Below are 23,196 nucleotides of genomic sequence, written 5' to 3' on the forward strand. Positions count from 1 at the left end.
TGCGATGGGCTCCTAGAGATCGAGAACGAGGCGTTCCGGATCTTCAAGGCTTTCCTTGACGCGCACGAGGAAGGTAACGGCCTCCTTGCCGTCCACGATGCGGTGATCGTAAGAGAGGGCGAGATACATCATCGGACGGATGACGATCTGGCCACCGACGACCACGGGACGATCCTGGATCTTGTGCATGCCGAGGATGCCGGACTGCGGGGCGTTGAGGATCGGAGAGGACATCAACGAGCCGTAAACGCCGCCATTGGTGATCGTGAAGGTACCGCCCTGCATGTCGGCCATCGACAGCGAGCCGTCACGTGCAGCCTTGGCAAGGCGGCCGAGTTCCTTTTCGATCTGGGCGATCGACATCTGGTCCGCGTCGCGAATCACGGGAACCACGAGACCCTTGTCGGTGCCGACAGCCATGCCGACGTGGCAGAAATTCTTGTAGACCAGATCCGTGCCGTCGATCTCGGCGTTGACGGCCGGCAGTTCCTTCAGCGCGTGGGTGACGGCCTTGGTGAAGAAGCCCATGAAACCGAGCTTGACGCCGTGCTTCTTCTCGAAGACGTCCTTGTACTTGGTCCGCAGGTCCATCACGGCCTTCATGTCCACCTCGTTATAGGTGGTCAGCATGGCGGCCGTGTTCTGGGCGTCCTTGAGGCGCTTGGCGATGGTCTGGCGCAGGCGCGTCATCTTCACGCGCTCTTCGCGCGGCGCGTCCGCAGCATTCGAAGGGCCGCGGGCCGGGGCTTTGGCCGGTTCGGCAGGTGCAGCCGGTGCCTGAAGGCCGCGATTGACGGCCGCAATGACATCGCCCTTGAGAACCTGGCCGCGCTTGCCGGAACCATCGATATCGTCTGCCGAGGCGTTGTTCTCCGCGAGCATCTTGGCGGCAGCAGGGGCTGGCGGCATGGAAGACGAGGAGGAGGAAGACGGCGAGGAGGAAGACGGGGAAGAGGCGGAAGCGCCAGCCGCTTCGGCTGTAGGCTTCTCCGCGGTCTGGGCAGGGGCCGAGGTTTCGGCAGGCTTTGCGGCCGGGGCGGCGCCAGCGCCTGCACCTTCAGCGATCTGGCCGAGAAGCGCGCCGAGACCGACCGTATCGCCCTCATTGGCCACGATTTCCGAAAGCGTGCCGGAGGACGGCGCGGGAACCTCGATCGTGACCTTGTCGGTTTCGAGCTCCAGCAACGGCTCGTCGGCGTTCACGGTGTCGCCTACCTTCTTGAACCAGGTGCCGATCGTGGCTTCGCTGACGGATTCACCCAGGGTGGGCACGCGGATTTCGGTTGCCATTGTTAAAACGTCCTGATGTTGCAGGCGTTGCTGCCGGACCGGTCAGTCGCGCCTGGAAAGGGAAGATGTGAGGAAGCGGAGCGGGGCGAAACGGCGTTCCGCCCTTGGAACCGGCCCTGCGCAGGGCCGGTGGTGGGTCGACGCCCCCACCACCCCGCCAGATCGGGTAGATCCGCTGCGGGAGCAGCGGTCCAACCGTTCCGGGTAGGGATGATGGGGATGATGGAAGGGAAACCCATATCGACGCGTCAGCCTCCGAGCGCGTCTTCGAGGAAGGCGGCAAGCTGGGCAAGATGCTTTGACATCAGGCCGGTTGCCGGCGAGGCTGCGGCCGGGCGGCCGGTGTAGCGTACCCGCTGGTACTTCGCATCGATATGGGCCAGGACCCATTCGAGATAGGGATCGATGAACGACCAGGACCCCATGTTCTTCGGCTCTTCCTGGCACCAGACCATTTCCGCATTGCGGAAACGGCTGAGCTCGTTGATCAGCGCCTTGGCCGGGAACGGATAAAGCTGTTCCAGACGCAGCAGGTAGATATCGTCGATGCCCCGCTTTTCACGCTCTTCGAGAAGGTCGTAATAGACCTTGCCGGAGCAGAGCACGACACGACGGATCTTTGCATCCTTCTGGAGCTTGATCGGGCCATCCTTGATGACCTCCGCGTCATCCCACAAGAGACGGTGGAACGACGTCTCGCCGGCCATTTCCGACAGGTTGGAAATGGCCCGCTTGTGCCGCAGAAGCGACTTTGGCGTCATGATGATCAGCGGCTTGCGGAAGTCGCGCTTCATCTGCCGGCGCAGAACGTGGAAGTAGTTTGCCGGCGTCGTGACGTTGACGACCTGCATGTTGTCTTCCGCGCACATCTGGAGCCAGCGCTCGAGGCGGGCGGAGGAGTGTTCCGGGCCCTGGCCTTCGTAGCCGTGCGGCAGCAGGCAGACGAGACCGGACATCCGCAGCCATTTGCGTTCGCCCGACGAGATGAACTGGTCGAAGACAACCTGCGCACCGTTGGCGAAGTCGCCGAACTGGGCTTCCCAGAGCGTCAATGCGTTCGGGCGGGCGAGCGAGTAGCCGTATTCGAAGCCGAGAACGGCTTCTTCCGACAGCATCGAGTTGATCACTTCGTAGCGCGCCTGGGTGGGCGAGAGGTTGGCGAGCGGAATGTAACGCTCTTCCGTCTGCTGATCGTAGAGGACGGTATGGCGCTGGGAGAAGGTGCCGCGCTCGCAATCCTGGCCGGACAGGCGGATCTTCGTGCCTTCGACGGCGAGCGAACCGAAGGCGAGCGCCTCCGCCATCGCCCAGTCGATGCCTTCGCCCGTCTGGATCATGTTGGCGCGGTTGTCCATGAAGCGCTGGATCGTCTTGTGAACGTTGAAGCCTTCGGGAACCTCCGAAAGCTTGCGCCCGATCTCCTTCAGCGATTTCATCGGCACCGAGGTCTTGCCACGGCGCTGTTCGTCCTGATTGTCGGCGGTGCGCAGGCCCGACCAGGCACCATCCAGCCAGTCGGCCTTATTAGGCTTGTAGGACTGGCCGGCCTCGAATTCCTGCTCGAGGCGGGCACGCCAGTCGGCCTTCATCTTTTCCAGTTCGCCGTCGGTGATCAGGCCTTCGGCGATCAGGCGTTCGCCATAGAGCTGGACAACCGTCTTATGGCCACGGATGACCTTGTACATCTTCGGCTGCGTGAAGGACGGCTCGTCCCCCTCGTTATGGCCGAAGCGACGGTAGCAGAACATGTCGACCACAACCGGCTTGTGGAACCTCATGCGGAATTCGATTGCGATCTTTGCGGCATAGACCACCGCTTCCGGATCGTCACCGTTGACGTGGAAGATCGGCGCCTCGATCATCTTCGCGACGTCGGAAGGGTAGGGCGACGAGCGCGAGAAGGCCGGATTGGTGGTGAAGCCGATCTGGTTGTTGATGATGAAGTGCAGCGTTCCGCCAACGCGGTGGCCACGCAGACCGGAAAGGCCGAGGATTTCGGCCGTCACACCCTGGCCGGCGAAGGCCGCATCTCCGTGCAGCAGCAGCGGCAGGACCTTCGAGCGTTCCTTGAGCGGAATCACGTCGCCTTCAAAGACCGTCGCCATCTGGTCCTGCTTGGCGCGCGCCTTGCCCATGACCACGGGATTGACGATTTCCAGGTGCGACGGGTTCGCCGTCAGCGACAGGTGCACCTTGTTGCCGTCGAATTCACGGTCCGAGGAGGCGCCGAGGTGGTACTTCACGTCGCCGGAGCCTTCAACGTCGTCAGGCGCGGCGGAGCCGCCCTTGAACTCGTGGAAGACAGCGCGATGCGGCTTGCCCATGACGTTGGTGAGAACGTTGAGGCGGCCCCGGTGCGCCATGCCCAGAATGATTTCCTTCATCCCTTCCTGGCCGCCGCGCTTGATGATCTGCTCAAGCGCTGGGATCAGGGACTCGCCCCCGTCGAGACCGAAGCGCTTGGTGCCCTTGTACTTGACGTCGATGAACTGCTCGAAGCCTTCGGCCTCGATCAGCTTGGAGAGAATTGCCTTCTTCCCCTCCGGCGTGAACTCGACGCCCTTGGCGGGACCCTCGATGCGTTCCTGAATCCAGGCTTTGATTTCCGGATCGGAGATGTGCATGAACTCGACGCCAAGCGTCGAGCAATAGGTCCGCTCGAGGATATCGACGATCTCGCGCATCGTAGCGTATTCGAGCCCGAGCACGTTATCGAGGAAGATCTTGCGATCCATGTCGCCGGCTTCAAAGCCGTAATTGGACGGGGACAGCTCATGGTAATCATCGACCGGGGCTGCGATCTGCAGCGGGTCGAGCTTGGCGTGCAGATGGCCGCGCATGCGGTAGGCGCGGATCAGCATGATCGCGCGGATGCTGTCGCGGGTCGACTGATGCACGTCGGCAGGCGAGGCAGGGACCCCGGTCGCTTCCGCCTTGGCCTCGGCTTTCGCCTGGACCTTCTTCTCGATGACCTTCTCGACCGTGCCCCAATCGCCGTCGAGCGCCGACGTGAGGTCGTCGCGGGGCGTCAGAGGCCAGTTCGGCTTCTTCCACGAAGCGCCCTTGGCGGCCTTCGCGACGTCTTCGGGATTGTCGGCCAACGCCTTGAAGAAAGACTGCCACTCGCCCGAAACCGACAATGGGTCGGCCTCGTAGCGCGCATGGAGCTGCTCGATGTAGCTCGCATTGGCGCCGTCCAGAAAGGACGTCAGTTGAAATTGCTCGTTGGCCTCTTGCCTTGCCATGGTTTTATCGCGGACCTGTCCGTCCGCCTCCTGACTTGTTGGATGCGGCCCTGGACTCTGCAACGTGCCGTCCTGGGCCGACTGTGCGACGGCCATCCAATACGGCCGAGCGCGTGTCATTTCTTTGGCAGAACCACAGGGCGGGGCCTTGACTGCCGTGTACCTTAGATGGGTTGAGGGACGCCCGACGCCAATGGCCGGCCGTCCCTCGAGATTGCATCAGCCCTTCAGGACTTCCACCAGGGTCTTGCCGAGGCGGGCCGGGGAGGGCGAAACGCGGATGCCGGCCCGTTCCATGGCGGCGATCTTGTCTTCTGCACCACCCTTGCCGCCGGAGATCACGGCGCCGGCGTGGCCCATGGTGCGGCCGGGAGGTGCGGTGCGGCCGGCGATGAACCCGACCATCGGCTTTTTCCGGCCACGCTTGGCCTCGTCCATGAGGAACTGCGCGGCTTCCTCCTCGGCGGAGCCGCCGATTTCGCCGATCATGATGATCGACTTCGTCTCGTCGTCGGCCAGGAACATCTCAAGCACGTCGATGAACTCCGTGCCCTTGACCGGATCGCCGCCGATACCGACAGCAGTCGTCTGGCCGAGGCCTTCGTTCGTCGTCTGGAACACCGCTTCATAGGTAAGCGTGCCCGAGCGCGAGAGAACGCCGACAGAGCCCTTCTTGAAGATGTTGCCCGGCATGATGCCGATCTTGCATTCGTTCGGCGTCATGACGCCAGGGCAATTCGGGCCGATCAGGCGGGACTTCGACGCGTCCAGGCGCGCCTTGACCTTGACCATGTCGGCCACCGGAATGCCTTCGGTGATGCAGACGATCAGCGGAATTTCCGCGTCGATCGCTTCGATGATGGCGGCGGCAGCGCCCGCCGGGGGAACATAGATGACCGAAGCGTCGGCACCGGTCTGTTCCTTGCCCTCGGCAACGGTCGCGAAGATCGGCAGCGTCTCGCCCTTGGACCCTTCCCAGGTTTCGCCGCCCTTCTTCGGGTTGATCCCGCCGACCATCTTCGTGCCGTGATAGGCAAGCGCCTGTTCGGTATGGAAGGTGCCTGTCTTGCCCGTCAGACCCTGAACGAGGATCTTGGTGTCTTTATTGATGAGAATGGACATGGATCAGTTTTCCTCTTCCTCGAATTCGAGGGAATCAAATTCTTCGAAGGCGCCGTTGGACCAGCGGTAACCCTTGCCGGATGTCGATTTTTCGTCGTGATGGCTGTTGAGGTTCTTCGACCAATGGGTCTGGAACCAGTCGAATTGCTTGTCGGCCTTCGAGATGCCGAGCTCACCCTTCCAGACATACAGCGTGTCGTCCTTCGACTTCAGCTTGAAGAACTCGACGGCGTCGTCGTCATGCGTGAAATGCGCCCATCGATCGGCAGCCTCGTCGTCGAGGTCCGGCGTGGTGTCCCAGCAGACGAAGTAGCAAAGATTGATATCGGTTTCGTTCGGGCCGAAGGATTGGCGATTGACCGTCTTTTTTGCACCGCTCATGAGATCAGGCTTCCTTCACGGCAGCGACGATCTTCTGCGCGGCGTCATCGAGATCATCGGCGGAGATGACGTTGAGGCCGCTCTCGTTGATGATCTTCTTGCCGAGATCGACGTTCGTGCCTTCGAGACGCACGACGAGCGGTACGGTGAGACCGACATCCTTCACGGCCGCGATCACGCCTTCGGCAATCACGTCGCACTTCATGATGCCGCCGAAGATGTTGACGAGGATGCCTTTCACGGCCGGATCGGCGGTGATGATCTTGAAGGCTGCAGTCACCTTTTCCTTCGTGGCACCGCCGCCGACGTCGAGGAAGTTTGCGGGCTCGGCGCCGTAGAGCTTGATGATGTCCATGGTTGCCATGGCAAGGCCGGCACCGTTGACCATGCAACCGATGTTGCCGTCGAGGGCGACATAGGCGAGGTCATATTTGGACGCCTCGATTTCCTTCTCGTCTTCCTCGGTCTTGTCGCGAAGCGCGACGACGTCTTCGTGGCGGAAGAGGGCGTTGCCATCGAACGACATCTTGGCGTCGAGAACGCGCAGGCGACCGTTGGTCATGACGATCAGCGGGTTGACCTCGAGCAGGCTCATGTCCTTCTCGATGAAAGCCTTGTAGAGGATCGGGAACAGACGCTCGCCGTCAGCCTTGGCTTCGCCTTCGAGCTTCAGCGCCGTGGTGAGGGTATCGAGGTTCTCAGCGGTGACGCCGGCAACCGGATCGATCGCGACGTTGATGATCTTTTCCGGCGTGTCATGGGCAACGGTCTCGATGTCCATGCCGCCTTCCGTGGAGACCACGAAGGAAACCTGTCCGACGGCGCGGTCCACGAGAATGGAGAGGTAGAGCTCGCGGTCGATGTCGGCACCGTCCTCGATATAGAGGCGGTTCACCTGCTTTCCGGCATCGCCGGTCTGCTTGGTGACGAGGGTGTTGCCGAGCATTTCCTTCGCGTGGGAAACGGCTTCCTCGATTGTCTTTGCCAGCCGCACGCCGCCCTTGGCGTCGGGGCCGAGTTCCTTGAACTTGCCCTTGCCCCGACCGCCGGCATGGATCTGGCTTTTCACGACGTAGAGCGGGCCGGGAAGAGACTTCGCTGCGGCCTCTGCCTCGTCGGCCGAGAAGATCGCGACACCTTCGGCCACTGGAGCGCCAAAGCTCTTTAGAAGAGCCTTGGCCTGATATTCATGAATGTTCATGGGAAATTTTCCTGTCTGATGTCGGGCTGTCTGATGCCGGAAAGATTACTTCAGGCTCGGAGCGATACCGACGCAAGCTTCGCAAAGACCGGCAACCGCAGCCACGGACTTGTCGAAGGCTTCCTGTTCGGCCTTTGTGAATTCGACTTCGATGATGCGCTCGATACCGCCGGCACCGATGATGGTGGGAACGCCGACATACATGTCGTTCACGCCGTACTGGCCCGAGAGGTGGGCCGCACAAGGAAGGACGCGCTTCTTGTCCTTGAGGAAGGATTCGGCCATCTCGATCGCAGAGGCAGCCGGCGCGTAATAGGCCGATCCGGTCTTCAGCAGACCAACGATTTCGGCACCGCCATCCCGTGTGCGCTGGATGATCTCTTCCAGACGCTCCTTGGTGACCCAGCCCATCTTGACGAGGTCCGTCAGCGGAATGCCGCCGATCGTGGAGTAGCGGGCAAGCGGAACCATCGTGTCGCCGTGGCCGCCGAGGACGAAGGCCGTGACGTCCTGGACGGAGACGTTGAATTCCTGGCTAAGGAAGAGGCGGAAGCGGGCGCTGTCGAGCACGCCGGCCATCCCGACGACCATGTTCTTGGGAAGGCCCGAGAACTTCTGCAGAGCCCAGACCATCGCGTCGAGCGGGTTGGTGATGCAGATAACGAAGGCGTTCGGAGCGTATTTCTTGATGCCGGCGCCGACCTGTTCCATGACCTTGAGGTTGATGCCGAGCAGATCATCGCGGCTCATGCCGGGCTTGCGGGCAACACCAGCGGTGACGATGCACACGTCGGCGCCTTCGATCGCAGCATAGTCGCTCGCACCGGTCAGGTTGGCGTTGAAGCCTTCCACGGGCGAGGACTGCGCGATGTCGAGGCCCTTGCCCTGAGGCACGCCGTCGGCAATGTCGAAGAGAACGATGTCGCCCAGTTCCTTCAGTCCGGCCAGATGGGCCAGCGTGCCGCCAATCATTCCGGAACCGATAAGTGCGATCTTGTTGCGCGCCATGAAAGTGCTTCCTTTGAGATCAAATCTGGCAAGGTCTGCAGCGACACGACTCCCGCGTTTCCGGGCGGCACCCAACCTTACAGGCGAAAGCACTAGTCGCCTCGTCCGAAAATATCAACTGCTACTTTTGGAGCGTGTCTTTTCAATCGTTTAGATCAATATTTTCTTACGTAAACGTCATAAAATCGGTCATGATTTCTTCGCATTCGCAGCATGAGCACCCGCGTATTCGCTGCTTTGCAGTTCGATCAACCGCGAGACCGTCCGATCGAACTCGAAGCCCTCCGTCCCCCGCCGAACGATCAGAAGCTCTTCCGGCCGCGCGTCTGCCGTTGCGAACAACCGCGCACCGCGGTCGTAGATCGTATCCACCAGCATGATGAACCGCTTCGTCTCGTTTCGCCGGTCCGCGCTGAGCAGCGGGATATCATCGATGAAGATGACGCGGTAATGCGACAGGATGGTGAGGTAATCGTTTGCACCGAGCGGACGCGCGCAGAGGTCAGCGAAGGAAAAACGCGCGCAATCGCCCGCGGCCGCGGGAATATGGATTGTTCGGCCTTTCAAGGTCAGGTCGACCGGTCCTGGATGCAGGCCTAATGTCGCTTTTGTCCACGATGCATCGAGCGCCTTGCGCGAGGCCTCGTTGAGGGGCGACGACCATACAGGCAGGCCGCTGGTCTTCTCCAGGCGATAGTCTGTTTCCGTATCGAGAGGGACGACATCGGCATGGGCGCGCAGGAGATCCACGAAGGGCAGGAACAGGGCGCGATTGAGACCGTCGCGGTAGAGATCGCCGGGTTCGACGTTTGACGTGGCCACGAGAACGCAGCCCCTCTTGAAGAGTTCACCGAACAGGCGCGACAAGATCATTGCATCGGCGATGTCGGTGACCGAAAACTCGTCGAAGCACAGGAGGCGCGCTTCTGCGTAGATATCGGCAGCAACAGGAGGCATTGGATCAGCATCCTTTGTCTCGCCGCTCTTGAGCTTCTGGCGATGTTTGAAAATGCGGTCCTGAACCTCCGCCATGAATTCGTGGAAATGCGCGCGACGCTTTCGCGCGATCGGCACGGTGTCGAAGAAGAGATCCATCAGCATGGTCTTGCCACGCCCGACGCCACCGTAGAGGTAGACCCCCTTGATGGGCGGTCGCTGATCGCGCTTCGATGCGAAAAGCCAGCCGAGCGCATTCGATTTCCGGCTCGCGCGGCTCGCGGCCAGATCGGTGGACAGCCGATCGAGGCGCGCGGCGATTGCCAGTTGCGCCGGATCGCGCTGCATCTCGCCCTGGTTGATCAAGGCCTCAAGCCGTCTGGAAATGGTATTTTCGGCGTTTGGCACGCGCAGCCTTCCTGGCCGTCAGACCCCGTTTATCTATGACGCTGGCCGGTCGGGACGACCGAAGCGATCATCAGGGATCAGCGGCTCAGGCTGACAGGTTGGCCGCCATTGGTCTGGCCGTCGAAGCGGGCGTCGGCGGTCTTGTAGAGGCGCGCCAAGGCATTGCCGTTGCGATCCTTCAGGACGACCTGCTTGCCTGCCACTTCCCAGGACCCCATCTGCGTCAGCTCGCCGGCGCAGCCGCGGGTGCCGCCGCGCGAACCCGAGCCGAGATTGGTCAGCGTCAGGAACATGTCACAGGAACTGCCGCCATTGGCGACGCGCCAGTTACCGACCATGGATTCCTTGGTGACGTCGAGAGAAGCGGCCGGCGCGGCGGGCGCGCCGCCGGGAACCTGCGGACTGCCGAGTGCGGCCGTCTGGTTGACGGGTGCTGCCGGGAACTGGGATGCGTCGCCACTTGTCGGGGGCGGCAAGGCGCCGCCGGAGACCGAGGGTACGGGTTGTGCTTGCAGGGGTGCAGGGCCCACATCGCGCTGGTCGAAGGCGCCCACTGAGGTGCGCTGGCATCCTGAAAGCGCCAGCACCGCCGCTAGACCCGCCGCAACATGATATGCCCGCATTTCGAACTCCCGGTCGTCTCGCATGAAAATTGAACGTTCGGGACAGATATAGGCCGGATTAAGGTTAATCGACCTTTAAAGCTGCCAAAAAACGTTCTTTCCTACAGCCCTGTGGCGTAGACGAAGCGCCAGACGGCGTATTCGCCGTTCGAACCCTCGGTCAGACGCGGCGCTCGACCATCATCTTCTTGATCTCACCGATGGCCTTGGCCGGGTTGAGGCCCTTGGGACAGGTCTGGGCGCAGTTCATGATCGTGTGGCAGCGGTAAAGGCGGAACGGATCTTCCAGATTGTCCAGACGCTCCCCCTTGGCCTCGTCACGGCTGTCGATCAGCCAGCGATATGCCTGGAGAAGGACGGCCGGACCGAGATAACGATCGCCGTTCCACCAGTAGCTGGGGCAGGACGCCGAACAGCAGGCGCAGAGAATGCACTCGTAGAGACCGTCCAGCTTGGCACGATCATCGTGGCTCTGCTTCCATTCCTTGGCCGGTGCCGGCGACACGGTCTTGAGCCAAGGTTCGATCGAGCGATGCTGGGCATAGAAGTTGGTGAGGTCCGGCACGAGATCCTTGACGACCGGCATGTGGGGAAGGGGATAGACCTTCACCGCCCCCTTCACGTCGTCCATGCCTTTGGTACATGCCAGCGTGTTGGTGCCGTCGATGTTCATGGCGCAGGATCCGCAGATCCCCTCGCGGCAGGAACGCCGCAGGGTCAGCGTCGGATCGATCTTGTTCTTGATGTAGAGCAGGGCATCGAGAACCATCGGGCCGCAATCGTCGACGTCGATGAAGAACGTGTCGATCGACGGGTTCTTGCCGTCGTCGGGGCTCCACCGATAGACGCGGAATTCGCGGGTGTTCGTGGCGCCGGCAGGCTTCGGCCACACCTTGCCTTCGGTCATCTGCGAGTTCTTGGGAAGTGCAAGTTCAACCATATTCGTTTTCCTTGACCGGGCTTCCGTTAATAGACGCGCGCTTTTGGCTCGATCTTGTAGGGATCGATGCCTTCGGCGAGCAGTTCGGTGTGAACGGGGCGGTAGTCGAGCTTGACGTCGCCGGCGTCGTTGACCCAGGCCAGCGTGTGCTTGCGCCAGTTGACGTCGTCGCGACCGCCGAACGGGCCGGAGGTGTAATCTTCGCGTGCATGGCTGCCGCGGCTTTCCTTGCGGGCTTCCGCGCCGACAACCGTGGTAATCGCGTTGGCCATCAGATTTTCAAGTTCCAGCGTCTCCACAAGATCCGAGTTCCAGATCATCGAGCGGTCGGTGACCTTGATGTCGGACATGTCGGACCAGATAGCGCTCATGCGCTTGCAGCCGTTTTCAAGCGATTCCTGTGTGCGGAACACGGCGGCGTCTTCCTGCATCGTGCGCTGCATCTTCTCGCGCAGGACGGATGTCGGCGTTCCGCCGCTGGCGTAGCGCAGCCTGTCCAGGCGGCCGACGATCTTGTCGCAGGCGGCCTTGTTCAGCGCGGGGATCGGGCTTGCTCGGTCGATCACCTCTCCGGCGCGGATGGCGGCGGCACGGCCGAAGACGACCAGGTCGATCAACGAGTTCGAGCCGAGGCGGTTGGCGCCGTGCACGGAGGCACAGCCCGCTTCGCCGACGGCCATCAGGCCCGGAATGATGCGTTCCGGGTTTTCGCCATCGGCATTTAGGACTTCACCCCAGTAATTGGTGGGGATGCCGCCCATGTTGTAGTGCACCGTTGGAAGAACCGGGATCGGCTCCCGCGTCACGTCGACGCCGGCAAAGATCTTGGCGCTCTCGGAAATGCCCGGCAGACGTTCGTTCAGAACGGCGGGATCGAGATGGTCGAGATGCAGGAAGATATGGTCCTTTGCCTTGCCGACGCCGCGACCTTCGCGAATTTCGAGCGTCATGCAGCGCGAGACGACATCGCGCGACGCAAGGTCCTTGGCGGACGGTGCATAGCGCTCCATGAAGCGCTCGCCTTCGGAATTGACGAGGTAACCGCCTTCGCCGCGGGCACCTTCGGTGATCAGGCAACCGGCGCCGTAAATGCCGGTCGGATGGAACTGGACGAACTCCATGTCCTGCAGCGGCAGGCCGGCGCGGGCAATCATGCCACCGCCGTCGCCTGTGCAGGTATGGGCTGACGTCGCCGAGAAGTAGGCGCGGCCGTATCCGCCGGTCGCAAGCACGACCATCTTGGCGGAGAAACGGTGGATGGTGCCGTCATCGAGGCACCAGGCGACAACGCCGGTGCAGCGGCTGCCGTCGTCGGACATGATGAGATCGAGCGCGAAATACTCGATGAAGAATTCTGCATTGTGCTTCAGCGACTGACCATAGAGCGTGTGCAGAATGGCGTGGCCGGTGCGGTCGGCGGCGGCGCAGGTGCGCTGCACCGGCGGACCTTCGCCGTAGTTCTGCATGTGGCCGCCAAAGGGACGCTGGTAGATCTTGCCTTCGGCATTGCGCGAAAAAGGCACGCCGTAATGCTCGAGCTCATAGACCGCCTTCGGCGCTTCCATGGCGAGATACTGCATGGCGTCGACATCGCCCAGCCAGTCGGAGCCCTTGACGGTGTCGTAAAGGTGCCACTGCCAGCTGTCAGGGGTCATGTTCTGCAGCGACGCGGCAATGCCGCCCTGGGCTGCGACCGTGTGGGAGCGCGTCGGGAAGACTTTTGTAATGCAGGCCGTCTTGAAACCCTGTTCGGCCATGCCGAGCGTGGCGCGCAGTCCCGCGCCGCCGGCGCCGACGACGATCACGTCGTAGGAATGGTCGACATACTGGTAGGCCTTGCCGTTGACGGACGGTGCTTCGGTCGATGCCATGGTCTTATCCTGCAAAGGCGAGCTTCAGGATGGCGAAAAGACAGAGCCCGCCAACCGCGATCGCGAAGAATGTATTGAGCATGAGAAGGACGATCTTGATGCCTTCGGCGTGAACGTAGTCCTCGATGATCACCTGCATGCCGATCCGCATGTGGGTCAGTGCGGAGATGACGACAAGGGCCATGACGACCGCGACGAACGGATTGCCGAGCGCTGCGACCACGTCGGCATACGGCGCGCCTGCATGTGTCATCATGAAGATGACGAAGAAGGTAAGAAGAGGCACGTTTGCCACGGCCGTCAGGCGCTGGCGCCAGAAATGCTCCGTGCCTTCCTTGGCTGAACCGAGACCGCGGACCTTACCGAGGGGTGTGCGCATATCCATGGTCAAACCCTCAGCGAACGATGTAGCCGACGATCCACAACAGGAGCGTCACGGTAATGGAGCCGACGGCATTGGCGATGGCGAGTTTCGTCGAGAATTCCTTCTCGTAACCATAGCCCAGATCCCACATGAAGTGGCGCAGACCGCCGAACATGTGATGGATCAGCGCCCATGTGTATCCGAACAGGATGACCTGGCCGATGATCGTGCCGAAGAACCAGCTGGCCCAATCGTAGTAGGCCGGGCCGCTGGCAGCTGCGATCAACCACCAGGCGACGAGAACAGTGCCGAAATAAAGTGCAGCGCCGGTAATGCGATGCACGATCGACATGAGCATGGTCGGAATGAGCTTGTAGATCTGAAGATGCGGCGAAAGCGGCCGGCTTTTGGTGACATTCGTCATCTGAACCTCACAGAACGACCGGTCAATCGTCCAAAAACTAGACTCTTTATATCCGGTTTGCGCAGGGATTGCGCAGCATTCAGTTGTGGCGAGCTTTAATCTTCGGCAGGGGTCTTAACAAGCCTGTTTGCAGCGCGAAAAGAAATTAATCGATTAGAGACGGAGGTTTACCGGACAAGCGTTTGCATCGCATTTGACCCGTTAAACATATCCAGCGAAACAGGCGGCAACGGCCTGACTTTTGGGCCGTCCTGCGCCAGATTGGTCTTTAACGGTTTGTTAAGATCTGTCGGAGGTTCATCATGTATCGTGACATCGCCCTGCGACCCCTGGCCGTCGCTGCAGCCCTTGTGGTAACGGCCGTTGGGGGTGCCGAAGCCCGGGACGAGGGCTATCGCGGACAGTATTTCCGCACGTATTCCGCGCAGGCCGAGCAGCTGGAACAGCGATCCGGCGTCCGGCTTCAGGGTCGGCGTCAGGCGGTTCCCGATTACCGGGTCGTTCGTGGGTTTTTCGACGGCCAGAGCCGGTACCGGGTGCGAGAGGATGCGACAACATGGCGCGGGGACGAGCGCATGCGCCGCGACGGGCGTGCACCTGCGGCGGTCATCGTCGGATCGGGCCGGTTTTCCGGGAATGCGAATGCCTGGTATCGCAGCGGCGCCGGCAGCTATTTCACGATCACGAGCTATGACGAGAATACCAGCTATGGCGATTTCGAGCGCTATACGCAGCCCGACAACAGCGTTGCGCGAAGCGGCGTCATGACGGTGAATCGCGGCGCTATCCGTCGGAACGACAGTGCCTGCAGCTTCGAGGCCGGGGTTTGTGTCATTCGCGGGCGTTGAGCCCGGACACGAAGGCCGTCGGCGGCGCCGTCATCGAAACCGCCAAACCGTCGTCTTTTTCACCTCGCTGTCTTCCAGCGCACGGGTCACCGGGACCGCATAGGAGGCCAGCGGCACCATCCGGTCGCGCGGGCAATAGGCACGGCCGGGATCTCCGACGATCACGTCGATGCCCGCGGCAACCAGATCGTCGAACCAGGGTACCAGCCTGTCGGCGAATGCCTTGTCGTAGAAGACGTCGCCTGCAAGAAACACGTCACAGGCGACCGGTTGGCCAATCCTGTCGGCATTCTCGTGGGCAATGACCACGTCGTTGAGCTGTGCATTGAGCCGGATCGCAGTGCCGGTCCAAGGATCCGTGTCCAGCGCCAGAGTGGATGCCGCGCCGGCCTTCATGGCGGCGATCGCAACCAGACCCGAGCCGGACGCAAAGTCGACGACGGTTCTGCCAGCCACCAGATCGGAATGATCAAGCACATAGCGGGCAAGTCCCTGGCCGCCAGCCCAGGCGAAGGCCCAGAACGGCGGCGGCAGGCCGATGGCCTCCAGCTCGTCCTCTGTCTTCAGCCACAGATCATGCGCCTCGCTCGCCAGGCGAAGCTTCACCTCGGGGACGTGCGGCGGCGAGAAGATGCTGGTGTTCTCGCGGATGAAGCGCTCCGGATCGGTCTTCACGCTGTGGGCGAGAGCGGAGGATTGTCGAGGCCGCCCATGCGGCAGATTTCTTGCCATTCCGCTTCCGTCACGGCCTGAACCGAGAGCCGCATGGACGTGACCAGTTGCATGTCCTTCAGCTTCTCGCTCGCCTTGATCTCCTTCAGGGTCACGGGCGTCGGCATGTCGCAAACGGCCCGAATATCGACGCAGTCCCAGCGCGGATCGCCCTCTGCGGTCGAATCAGGGTGCGAGAGCGCGCAGACCTCGGCGATGCCGACGATCTCCAGTCCTTCGTTCGAGTGATAGAAGAAACCTTTGTCGCCGATCTTCATGGCCCGCATGTTGTTGCGGGCAAGGTAGTTGCGCACGCCTGTCCATTCGGTTCCCGCGTCGCCGGCGTCCTTCTGCATGGTCCAGGACCACTTGAAGGGTTCGGATTTCCAGAGCCAATAGCCCATGTCCGTCACTCCGGCTTGTTGAACACCCAATTCCAGGCGCGGACCTCGACGGAGGCAAACAAACCGGCCTTTGCATAGGGGTCTTCGGCAAAGAGCGCCGTAGCCGCCGCCTTGTCCTCCGCCTCGATGATGACCAGACTGCCGTTCGGCTTGCCGTCGGACCCGAGGAACGGGCCGGCGATCTTCAAGATGCCGCGGGCATTCAGATCGTCGAGATAGGCGACATGGGTGGGCCGCGTCTCGATGCGGATCTGGAGTGCACCTTCTTTGTCGGTGCAAAGGGCTGCAAAGAGCATGATCGTGCCTTTCCGAAGCTATTCTTGTGTGATGGGGCGGGACATGAGCTGTTCCAGTGCGGTTCCCACGTCGATTGCGCCATCGATCATGGCCGCGACGGCGAAGGTCAACGGCATGTCGAGGCCGAGGCGCCGGGCCTCCGTTGCCGCAACCGAGGCTGCAAGCGCACCCTCCACGAGATCGGCGGTTGTTGTGACCGCGCGGCCTTCGCGTCCGAGGGCGATGCCATATCGCAGGTTTCGCGATTGGTGACTTGTCGCGGTGAGAACGAGATCACCGAGTCCGGACAGGCCGCGGACCGTTTCTCCCTGGCCGCCACAGGCCGCGACATAGCGGGAGAGTTCGGCAAGCCCGCGCGCGATCATGGCAGCACGGGCGGATTCGCCGAGCCCCGCCCCTTCGACAATGCCGCAGGCAATGGCGAGCACGTTCTTGAGCGCGCCGCCGAGTTGCACGCCCGTGCGGTCGATTGACGGATAGAGGCGGAATGTCGGGCCGGAAAGAGCGTTTGCAAGCCGCGCGGCCTGCTCTGCCGAGGCCGCGGCGATGACCATCGCGGTTGGCAGGCCGATGGCGATATCGGCGGCAAAACCGGGGCCGGAGAGAACGGAGACTGCATGGTGTCCGAGTTCATCCGCCACGACCCCTGTCAGGAGGCGGCCGGTGCCGCGTTCCAGCCCCTTGGCACAGACAACGATATCGGCTCCCGGGTCGAGGTATGGCTTCAGCGTCTGCGCAGCCTCGCGCTGTGCCTGTGACGGCATGGCGAAGAGCACTATCCCTGCTCCCGAGAGAGCGGCCGGGTCCGTCGTCGCAAATAGCGTTTGCGGCAGGTCGATGCCGGGAAGCGCGTCTTCATGCCGGCGCCGGGCCAGAATCGCGTCCGCTACATCCCTTCGCCGGGCTATGAGCAGGACCTCGGCGCGGCCTGCACGCGCGATTGTCGCTGCGAGCGCCGTCCCGAAGGCGCCGGCGCCGACGACCGCCACCTTCCCGGCAGAAGAGATCGCCGCGTCGCTCATGCCTTCGCGCCTCGCTTGCCGAAGCCGAGCAGGGTCTGTGCATGCGCGTCCAGAGGCCAGCGGGCACGGGGCGACACGGAAAGATCGTCGGCGGGCAGACCGGCCGCCATGCGCTCCGCACCCGCCCAGGCGATCATCGCCGCATTGTCGGTGCACAGATGGAGCGGTGGCGCGACGAATGCAAAGCCGTTCGCGCCACAAAGGCTGTCGAGCGTTGTGCGCAAAGCCTGATTGGCCGCAACACCGCCGGCAACAACGAGAGAGGGCCTGTCGACATCCGGATAGGCGGTTCGGAAGCGCTTGAGGCCGCGGCCGATCCTGTCCTTCAGTGTTCGCGAGACCGCATCCTGGAAAGAGGCGCAGATATCGGCGATATCCTGTTCCGCCACCGGGGCGATCGACTGTGCGGCCTGCCGCACGGCGGTCTTCAAGCCTGAAAAGGAAAAGTCCAAACGGGCCTCGCCGACCAAGGGCCGGGGAAAGGTGAAGCGTTCCGGGTTGCCGTCGCGCGCGGCGCGTTCGACGGCCGGACCCCCGGGATACGGGAGACCCAGGAGCTTTGCCGTCTTGTCGAAGGCCTCGCCCAAAGCATCGTCGATGGTCGTCCCCCAGCGCTCGTAGTCACCGGTATCGCGCACCAGTATCAGTTGGGTGTGACCGCCCGACACCAGCAGCATCAGGTAGGGAAAGGCGAGCCCGTGGGTCAGTCGCGCGGTCAGAGCGTGGCCTTCGAGATGGTTGATCGCATAGAGCGGCTTGCCTGCCGCGCGCGCCATGGCCTTGCCGGTCATGAGGCCGACGATCAGGCCCCCGATCAGGCCCGGGCCGCTGGTCGCCGCGATGGCGTCGACGTCCGACAGCGACATTTGCGCGCGCTCGAGCGCTTCAGCAATGAGGGTATCCAGTGCCTCGACATGCGCGCGGGCTGCAATTTCCGGTACCACGCCGCCGTAGAGGCTGTGTTCCTCGAGCTGGCTCAGCACCACGTCGCCCAGGATTTCGCCGCGCCCATCCTCGGCGCGCAGCACGACGGAAGCGGCGGTTTCGTCGCAGCTCGTCTCGATGCCGAGAATACGCAAGGGCCGGTTCATTGGGGTGGATGACTCGAAGATTGCAGACGGGAACAAAGGGAGATACACGGACCTCCGGTAACAATGGATCGTAGCGGATGCAAACGAAACCTTTCCGGATCGGCACGCGCGGCAGTCGGCTCGCGCTGGCTCAGGCCCATGAAACGCGCGATCGGCTGATGCTGGCGCATGGCTTGCCGGAGGAGATGTTCGAGATCGTGCCGCTGTCGACGGCGGGCGATCGCATCACCGATCGAGCGCTCTCCGAAATCGGCGGCAAGGGACTTTTTACGCAGGAGCTGGAGGATCAGCTGCTGGCGGGAACACTCGATTTTGCGGTCCATTCGGCCAAGGACATGGCAACGCGCCTGCCCGACGGCCTGTTTCTGTCGGCCTTTCTGCCGCGAGAGGACGCCCGCGACGCCTTCATCGGCGGCACGGCGCCCACGCTTCTCGCCCTGCCGGAAGGGGCGACGGTCGGTTCGGCCTCGTTGCGCCGACAAGCGCTGATCCGGAGACTGCGGCCCGACATCAACGTCATCGTCTATCGCGGTCTTGTCGAGACCCGCCTGCGCAAGCTGGCCGAGGGCCAGGTGGATGGCACGCTGCTGGCGCTCGCCGGACTGAAGCGGCTCAACCTCGAAGGGGTCGCAACAGAAATTCTCGATCCCACCTATTTTCCGCCAGCCCCTGCCCAGGGTGCGATTGCCGTCGAGAGCCGGATCGGCGATACCCGGATCGACACGCTTCTTTCGGCCATCAACGACCGGACGACAGAAGAGGCGGTGACCTGCGAACGCGCATTTCTCGACACGCTGGATGGCTCCTGCCGGACGCCCATCGCCGGCTACGCCGTTTCGGACGGCGAGCAGATTTCGTTCTCAGGGATGATTCTGACACCGGACGGAACGCAGCATCACCGGGTCTATGCCGAAGGTCGGGCTACGGATGCCCGGAAGATCGGCGCACAGGCAGGCGAGGATATTCGCGCCGATGCGGCTCCCGGCTTCTTTTCCAGCTGGACGTGAGCGGATGCGCGTCCTCGTCACGCGCCCGGAAACCACCGCGGACAAAACGCTCCGGAGGCTTGCGCTTGCCGGCCACAAGACACTGCTCTTGCCCCTGAGCGAAGCCGAGCACTTGCCGATCCGGGCGACAGCGTTGGCCGCCTCGGCGGTTGTCGCAACGAGTGCCGAAGCGTTCCGTGCGCTGCGGCAGTCCCCCCAGGCATTGTCGTCGCTTGCCTCTTTGCCGGTCTACTGCGTCGGCGACGCGACGGCGGAGGCGGCGCTCGATCTCGGCTTTTCCCGCGTTCGAGTCGGTCCTGGAGATGCTGCAGGCCTCGCGGAATTGATCGTTCGTGATCGGGCTTCGGCAACGGGCATTCTGCTCTATCTCGCGGGCACACCCCGCCTGCCGGAACTGGAAACGCGCATGACCGTTGCCGGTGTCCCGCTTCAGGTTCGGCTGGTCTACCGCATGCGGCCCGTCGTCCGCCCGCCCGGTGCGTTTTCGGCGCAGGTTCACGCATTCAGCCCGGAAGCGGTGCTCTTTTACTCGCGGGAAGCAGCCAGGCAGTTCTTTTCCGACATCGCTCCCGCAATGCTTTCCGCGACGGTGCGGATCCTCTGTCTCGGTCCCCGCATTGCCGACGCCGTGCCACCCGGATGTCGTCACGTGGAGATCGCTTCCTCTCCGGATGAAGATACCCTGCTTGCTCTTCTCGACGCCTGAATGAAGCAAATCGACCGGTGGGGCCTTTCCCTCGCCCAGGTCGGTGTCTAGGTTTATGCTGTTGACCTCACGCATAGAGAAGAGAGCATGGATCCGGAGAAACCGCCGCGCCGCACCAAGCCCGACCGGCAGCCGCTGACGATCGATCTGCCTGCCACGCCCGCTGCATCCGATGCAGCGAGACCGGAAGACCGGGACGCTCGCCGAAAAGCACCGGAAACGGTCTTGCCCGCTGACGCAGTCGTGGCGGCTTCCGATATGGGCCCTCCGGCCAAGGATAAGATCGACGGGTTGCCGACCGATCAGGGGACGCCGGCCGATCCGGCCGTGGAGAGGAGCCTCAAAGCCGAGGCCGCCAAGGATGCGCGCGTCGAAGCCGCTGCCGCAGCCTCTGCTGCGAAGCCTGCAGCGTCGGCCCGGTCCGAGAAGACCTCCTCCGTCCCGCCGACGCCGCCCATCGGGGGTTCGGGGCCTGCGGGTTCTTCGACATCTGCCAATCGTGCGGCCCCTGCGCGTCCTTCACGCTCGGGTGCGCTGGCCGCGGGGATTGTCGGCGGCCTGATCGCTCTTGCCGGCGCCGGTGTCCTTCAATATGCCGGTGTCCTCCCATCGATCGGTCCGGCATCGTCGAACAATGGCTCATCGGAGCGCGATCTCGCTGCGGAAATCGATGCCTTGAAGGCGCAGGCACCCGCGGCGGGCTCGCCTGCCAGCGAAGGCCTGGAACAAAGGCTTGCAGCTCTCGAGCAGGCGATCGGCGTGGATGGTCGTTCCTCCGATACGAACGATCTGAAGGCACAGGTCGAGAGCCTGACCCAGGAACTCGCCACCGTGAAGTCCGGTCTTGCCGACCAGAGCCGTGCGGCACAAGCGACGACATCCGAGCTTTCGACGCGCATCGAGGAAGCCGAGAAGAAACTGGACGAGCCGGCCAGCGACGTGCAGCTTGCACGCGCCATCGCGGTCACCGCCCTGAAGACGGCTATCGACCGGGGCGGCCCATTCCTCGCCGAACTTGATGCCTTGAAGACCGTTTCGCCCGATGACCCGGCCGTCGCCGGTCTGGCCGACATCGCCCCCCGTGGCGTCTCCGCGCGCGCGGATCTGACACGATCGTTCCCCGACACGGCCGACGCAATGCTGGCCGCCATTCAGGGCGCCGACCCGAACCAGGGCATCTTCTCGCGGCTGATCGGAAGCGCGGCCTCGGCTGTTCGCGTGCGTCCCGTCGGCAGCGTCGAGGGCACAGGTCCGGAAGCCGTCGTGGCGCGGATCGAGGAGCGCCTGACCAATGGTGACCTCAAAGGCGCAAGCCTCGAATGGGACGGCCTGCCGCAGCCTGCCAAAGACGCCGGCGCGGCATTCCGCACGAAGCTCGACGAGCGCATCAAGGTCGAAGGTTTGATCGATGCCGCCGTCGCCGGAGCCGCAACCGGCCCCACACCTGTCAAGCAGGGCTGAGGAGAGCCGATTTGATCCGTATTCTCATCTTCGTCCTGATCGTCCTCGCACTCGGTGCAGGGTTCTCCTGGCTTGCCGACCGGCCGGGCGAGCTATCGCTGGTCTGGATGGGCCAGCGTATCGAGACCAGCCTGATGGTCGGCGCCACTCTGCTTGTCGCGCTCATCGCAGCCATTCTGCTTGTCGTCTGGCTTGTCCGCGTCATCTGGTTTTCGCCGCATTCGATCGCCCGCTACTTCCGGGTCCGCAAACGCGACCGTGGCTATCAGGCGCTGTCGACCGGACTGATTGCCGCCGGTGCCGGCGATGCTATCCTCGCGCGCAAGATGACCGCGCGCACGCGCGGTCTCCTGTCCGCCGATCAGGAGCCGCTGATCCATCTCCTCGAGGCGCAGACCGCGCTGATCGAGGGCAAGCATGATGATGCCCGTCGCAAGTTCGAGCGAATGGCCGAGGATCCCGAAACACGCGAGCTCGGCCTGCGCGGTCTTTACCTCGAAGCCAAGCGTCTGGGTGCCAACGAGGCAGCCCGGCAGTATGCCGAACAAGCGGCCGACAAGGCGCCGCATCTCGCCTGGGCGACGCTCGCCACGCTCGACGAGCGCAGCCAGGCAGGACGCTGGGACGAGGCTGTGCATCTTCTGGACCAGAGCCGCACCAGTCATGTCATCGACCGCAAGGAGGCCGACCGCAAGAAGGCGGTGCTGCTTACGGCACGGGCACGGGAACGGCTGGATGCCGATCCGAAGGCCGCGCGCGACGACGCGCTGGCCGCACTGAAGCTCGACCCTACGCTGGTGCCGGCCGGCCTCATAGCGGCCAAGGCCCTGTTTCGGGAGGACAATCTGCGCAAGGCGGCGTCCGTGCTCGAAAAGCTTTGGAAACACGCGCCGCATCCCGAAATCGCCAAAGCCTACGTCCGCGCAAGAAGCGGCGATTCCGCGGTCGACCGGTTAAAGCGCGCCCGCAAGCTGGAAGCCTGGAAGCCGAACAATGCGGTGTCGCTGATGGTCGTTGCCGAGAGTGCTCTGGAGGCCCGAGAGCTGGGACTGGCGCGCTCCATGGCGGAAGCTGCCGCCCGCATTGCGCCGACAGAAAGCGTCTTCCTGCTGCTTGCCGATATTGAGGAAGCGGATACGGGCGATGAAGGGCGCATCCGCCACTGGATGAACCAGGCATTGAAGAGCCCGCGCGATGCGGCCTGGATCGCCGATGGCGTGGTCTCGCAGGAATGGCTGCCCGTGTCTCCCGTCAGCGGTCGCCTGGATGCGTTCGAGTGGAAAATGCCCGTCAGCACGATCGACGGTCCTCTCGAAGAGGGTGGCGTCAGCCGCGGCGAAGCGGCGATCCGCAGCCTGCCACCGGTTGCGACACCCGTTGCCGTGCCACGCCGGGCCGAACAGGATGCAGAGGTCGCGACGCAGCCGACAAAGCCCACCGAAACGGTGGAACGGACGATCGCGATTGCCGTACCGGTGCCGACCGAATCGGTCATCGTCCACGAGCACGCCGAGCCGGCCCGTCCGAACGTTGCAGCGGACACGGACGGCACGCCCGGAAAGGAGCTCGTCACGAAGGACGAGACCCCGCTTGCTGTCCGGACACCGGTCTTGCCGTCGTCCTCACCCTTGTCCCCATCCCCGGCGCAGCCCTCCTCATCGGGTGGTCGTTCTGCGACCAAACCCGCCGAAGCGCCGGTCGAGCCGTTCTTCGGGCGCCCGCCGGATGATCCCGGCGTTCGCACCGATAAAGTTGCAGAAAAGACGACATTCAAACTTTTCTGACGGTTCAGGGGCCCTGCGGGGCCCCTTTTCGCACGTGCGAAGCCAAGGGGGG

22 protein-coding genes are annotated in these 23,196 nt (G+C 63.0%); 5 read left to right on the forward strand and 17 right to left on the reverse strand.

All coding sequences use genetic code 11. The features are described from left to right. Nucleotides 1-12: 12 nt before the first annotated feature. From odhB to sdhC, 12 genes are all read right to left on the reverse strand, one after another. Nucleotides 13-1,290: a 2-oxoglutarate dehydrogenase complex dihydrolipoyllysine-residue succinyltransferase gene (gene odhB, locus ASG25_RS19210; RefSeq protein ID WP_062477861.1), complete on the reverse strand. Its 1,278-nt coding sequence runs from the start codon at nucleotides 1,288-1,290 to the stop codon at nucleotides 13-15. A 248-nt stretch (nucleotides 1,291-1,538) separates the two neighbouring features. Further along, a complete protein-coding gene (locus ASG25_RS19215) occupies nucleotides 1,539-4,535 on the reverse strand; it encodes a 2-oxoglutarate dehydrogenase E1 component (protein WP_062477865.1) in 2,997 nt (998 codons plus the stop codon). A gap of 219 nt (nucleotides 4,536-4,754) precedes the next feature. Further along, on the reverse strand, nucleotides 4,755-5,657 hold the full coding sequence (gene sucD / locus ASG25_RS19220) for a succinate--CoA ligase subunit alpha (RefSeq protein WP_062477869.1): 903 nt from the start codon (nucleotides 5,655-5,657) through the stop codon (nucleotides 4,755-4,757). Nucleotides 5,658-5,660: 3 nt separating this feature from the next. After that, the gene (locus tag ASG25_RS19225) at nucleotides 5,661-6,038 is read right to left on the reverse strand and encodes a hypothetical protein (RefSeq protein ID WP_062477871.1); all 378 of its coding nucleotides are present in this window, start codon (nucleotides 6,036-6,038) and stop codon (nucleotides 5,661-5,663) included. Between the two features lie 4 nt (nucleotides 6,039-6,042). Then, on the reverse strand, nucleotides 6,043-7,239 hold the full coding sequence (gene sucC, locus ASG25_RS19230) for an ADP-forming succinate--CoA ligase subunit beta (RefSeq protein ID WP_062477874.1): 1,197 nt from the start codon (nucleotides 7,237-7,239) through the stop codon (nucleotides 6,043-6,045). 45 nt (nucleotides 7,240-7,284) lie between these two features. Then, the gene (gene mdh / locus ASG25_RS19235; RefSeq protein ID WP_062477877.1) at nucleotides 7,285-8,247 is read right to left on the reverse strand and encodes a malate dehydrogenase; all 963 of its coding nucleotides are present in this window, start codon (nucleotides 8,245-8,247) and stop codon (nucleotides 7,285-7,287) included. A 189-nt stretch (nucleotides 8,248-8,436) separates the two neighbouring features. Further along, complete coding sequence (zapE, locus tag ASG25_RS19240; RefSeq protein ID WP_062477881.1) at nucleotides 8,437-9,591, reverse strand: cell division protein ZapE; 1,155 nt, start codon at nucleotides 9,589-9,591, stop codon at nucleotides 8,437-8,439. 77 nt (nucleotides 9,592-9,668) lie between these two features. After that, on the reverse strand, nucleotides 9,669-10,214 hold the full coding sequence (locus tag ASG25_RS19245) for a protease inhibitor Inh/omp19 family protein (protein WP_062478166.1): 546 nt from the start codon (nucleotides 10,212-10,214) through the stop codon (nucleotides 9,669-9,671). A gap of 160 nt (nucleotides 10,215-10,374) precedes the next feature. Then, nucleotides 10,375-11,154, reverse strand: a complete 780-nt coding sequence (locus tag ASG25_RS19250; RefSeq protein WP_062477884.1) for a succinate dehydrogenase iron-sulfur subunit — start codon at nucleotides 11,152-11,154, stop codon at nucleotides 10,375-10,377. 26 nt (nucleotides 11,155-11,180) lie between these two features. Continuing rightward, nucleotides 11,181-13,025: a succinate dehydrogenase flavoprotein subunit gene (gene sdhA / locus ASG25_RS19255; RefSeq protein WP_062477887.1), complete on the reverse strand. Its 1,845-nt coding sequence runs from the start codon at nucleotides 13,023-13,025 to the stop codon at nucleotides 11,181-11,183. A gap of 4 nt (nucleotides 13,026-13,029) precedes the next feature. Beyond that, nucleotides 13,030-13,410, reverse strand: coding sequence for a succinate dehydrogenase, hydrophobic membrane anchor protein (gene sdhD, locus ASG25_RS19260; RefSeq protein WP_062477890.1), 381 nt, complete (start codon nucleotides 13,408-13,410; stop codon nucleotides 13,030-13,032). Nucleotides 13,411-13,420: 10 nt separating this feature from the next. Further along, entirely contained in the window at nucleotides 13,421-13,813 is a 393-nt protein-coding gene (sdhC, locus tag ASG25_RS19265; RefSeq protein WP_062477893.1) for a succinate dehydrogenase, cytochrome b556 subunit, read from the reverse strand. Between the two features lie 302 nt (nucleotides 13,814-14,115). Between sdhC and ASG25_RS19270 the strand changes: the two genes are divergently transcribed. Then, nucleotides 14,116-14,661 carry a hypothetical protein gene (locus ASG25_RS19270; RefSeq protein WP_062477896.1) on the forward strand — a complete coding sequence of 182 codons (546 nt, stop codon included), beginning with the start codon at nucleotides 14,116-14,118 and terminating at the stop codon, nucleotides 14,659-14,661. A 30-nt stretch (nucleotides 14,662-14,691) separates the two neighbouring features. Here ASG25_RS19270 and ASG25_RS19275 read toward each other — a convergent pair whose 3' ends face one another. Genes ASG25_RS19275 through tsaD form a run of 5 tightly spaced genes read right to left on the reverse strand, consistent with a single transcriptional unit; the run spans nucleotide 14,692 to nucleotide 18,186 of the window. Continuing rightward, nucleotides 14,692-15,336 carry a methyltransferase gene (locus ASG25_RS19275; RefSeq protein WP_062477899.1) on the reverse strand — a complete coding sequence of 215 codons (645 nt, stop codon included), beginning with the start codon at nucleotides 15,334-15,336 and terminating at the stop codon, nucleotides 14,692-14,694. Then, nucleotides 15,333-15,776, reverse strand: coding sequence for an EVE domain-containing protein (locus ASG25_RS19280; protein WP_062477902.1), 444 nt, complete (start codon nucleotides 15,774-15,776; stop codon nucleotides 15,333-15,335). Before ASG25_RS19280 ends, ASG25_RS19275 begins: the two co-directional genes overlap by 4 nt. Nucleotides 15,777-15,781: 5 nt before the next feature. Next, the gene (locus ASG25_RS19285; protein WP_062477905.1) at nucleotides 15,782-16,072 is read right to left on the reverse strand and encodes a YciI-like protein; all 291 of its coding nucleotides are present in this window, start codon (nucleotides 16,070-16,072) and stop codon (nucleotides 15,782-15,784) included. 18 nt (nucleotides 16,073-16,090) lie between these two features. After that, the gene (locus ASG25_RS19290) at nucleotides 16,091-17,095 is read right to left on the reverse strand and encodes an NAD(P)H-dependent glycerol-3-phosphate dehydrogenase (RefSeq protein ID WP_062477908.1); all 1,005 of its coding nucleotides are present in this window, start codon (nucleotides 17,093-17,095) and stop codon (nucleotides 16,091-16,093) included. Next, complete coding sequence (gene tsaD, locus ASG25_RS19295; protein ID WP_062477911.1) at nucleotides 17,092-18,186, reverse strand: tRNA (adenosine(37)-N6)-threonylcarbamoyltransferase complex transferase subunit TsaD; 1,095 nt, start codon at nucleotides 18,184-18,186, stop codon at nucleotides 17,092-17,094. The genes ASG25_RS19290 and tsaD overlap by 4 nt, the downstream gene beginning before the upstream one ends. Nucleotides 18,187-18,263: 77 nt before the next feature. Here tsaD and hemC point away from each other — a divergent pair, with 77 nt between their 5' ends. From hemC to ASG25_RS19315, 4 genes are all read left to right on the forward strand, one after another. Next, on the forward strand, nucleotides 18,264-19,193 hold the full coding sequence (gene hemC / locus ASG25_RS19300; protein ID WP_062477914.1) for a hydroxymethylbilane synthase: 930 nt from the start codon (nucleotides 18,264-18,266) through the stop codon (nucleotides 19,191-19,193). A gap of 4 nt (nucleotides 19,194-19,197) precedes the next feature. Beyond that, nucleotides 19,198-19,899: a uroporphyrinogen-III synthase gene (locus tag ASG25_RS19305; RefSeq protein ID WP_062477917.1), complete on the forward strand. Its 702-nt coding sequence runs from the start codon at nucleotides 19,198-19,200 to the stop codon at nucleotides 19,897-19,899. An 87-nt stretch (nucleotides 19,900-19,986) separates the two neighbouring features. After that, nucleotides 19,987-21,360, forward strand: coding sequence for a COG4223 family protein (locus tag ASG25_RS19310; protein ID WP_062477920.1), 1,374 nt, complete (start codon nucleotides 19,987-19,989; stop codon nucleotides 21,358-21,360). Nucleotides 21,361-21,371: 11 nt separating this feature from the next. After that, nucleotides 21,372-23,144 carry a heme biosynthesis protein HemY gene (locus tag ASG25_RS19315; RefSeq protein ID WP_062477923.1) on the forward strand — a complete coding sequence of 591 codons (1,773 nt, stop codon included), beginning with the start codon at nucleotides 21,372-21,374 and terminating at the stop codon, nucleotides 23,142-23,144. Nucleotides 23,145-23,196: the final 52 nt, after the last annotated feature.

The organism is Rhizobium sp. Leaf384, assembly GCF_001424065.1.
GTDB lineage: Bacteria > Pseudomonadota > Alphaproteobacteria > Rhizobiales > Rhizobiaceae > Ferranicluibacter.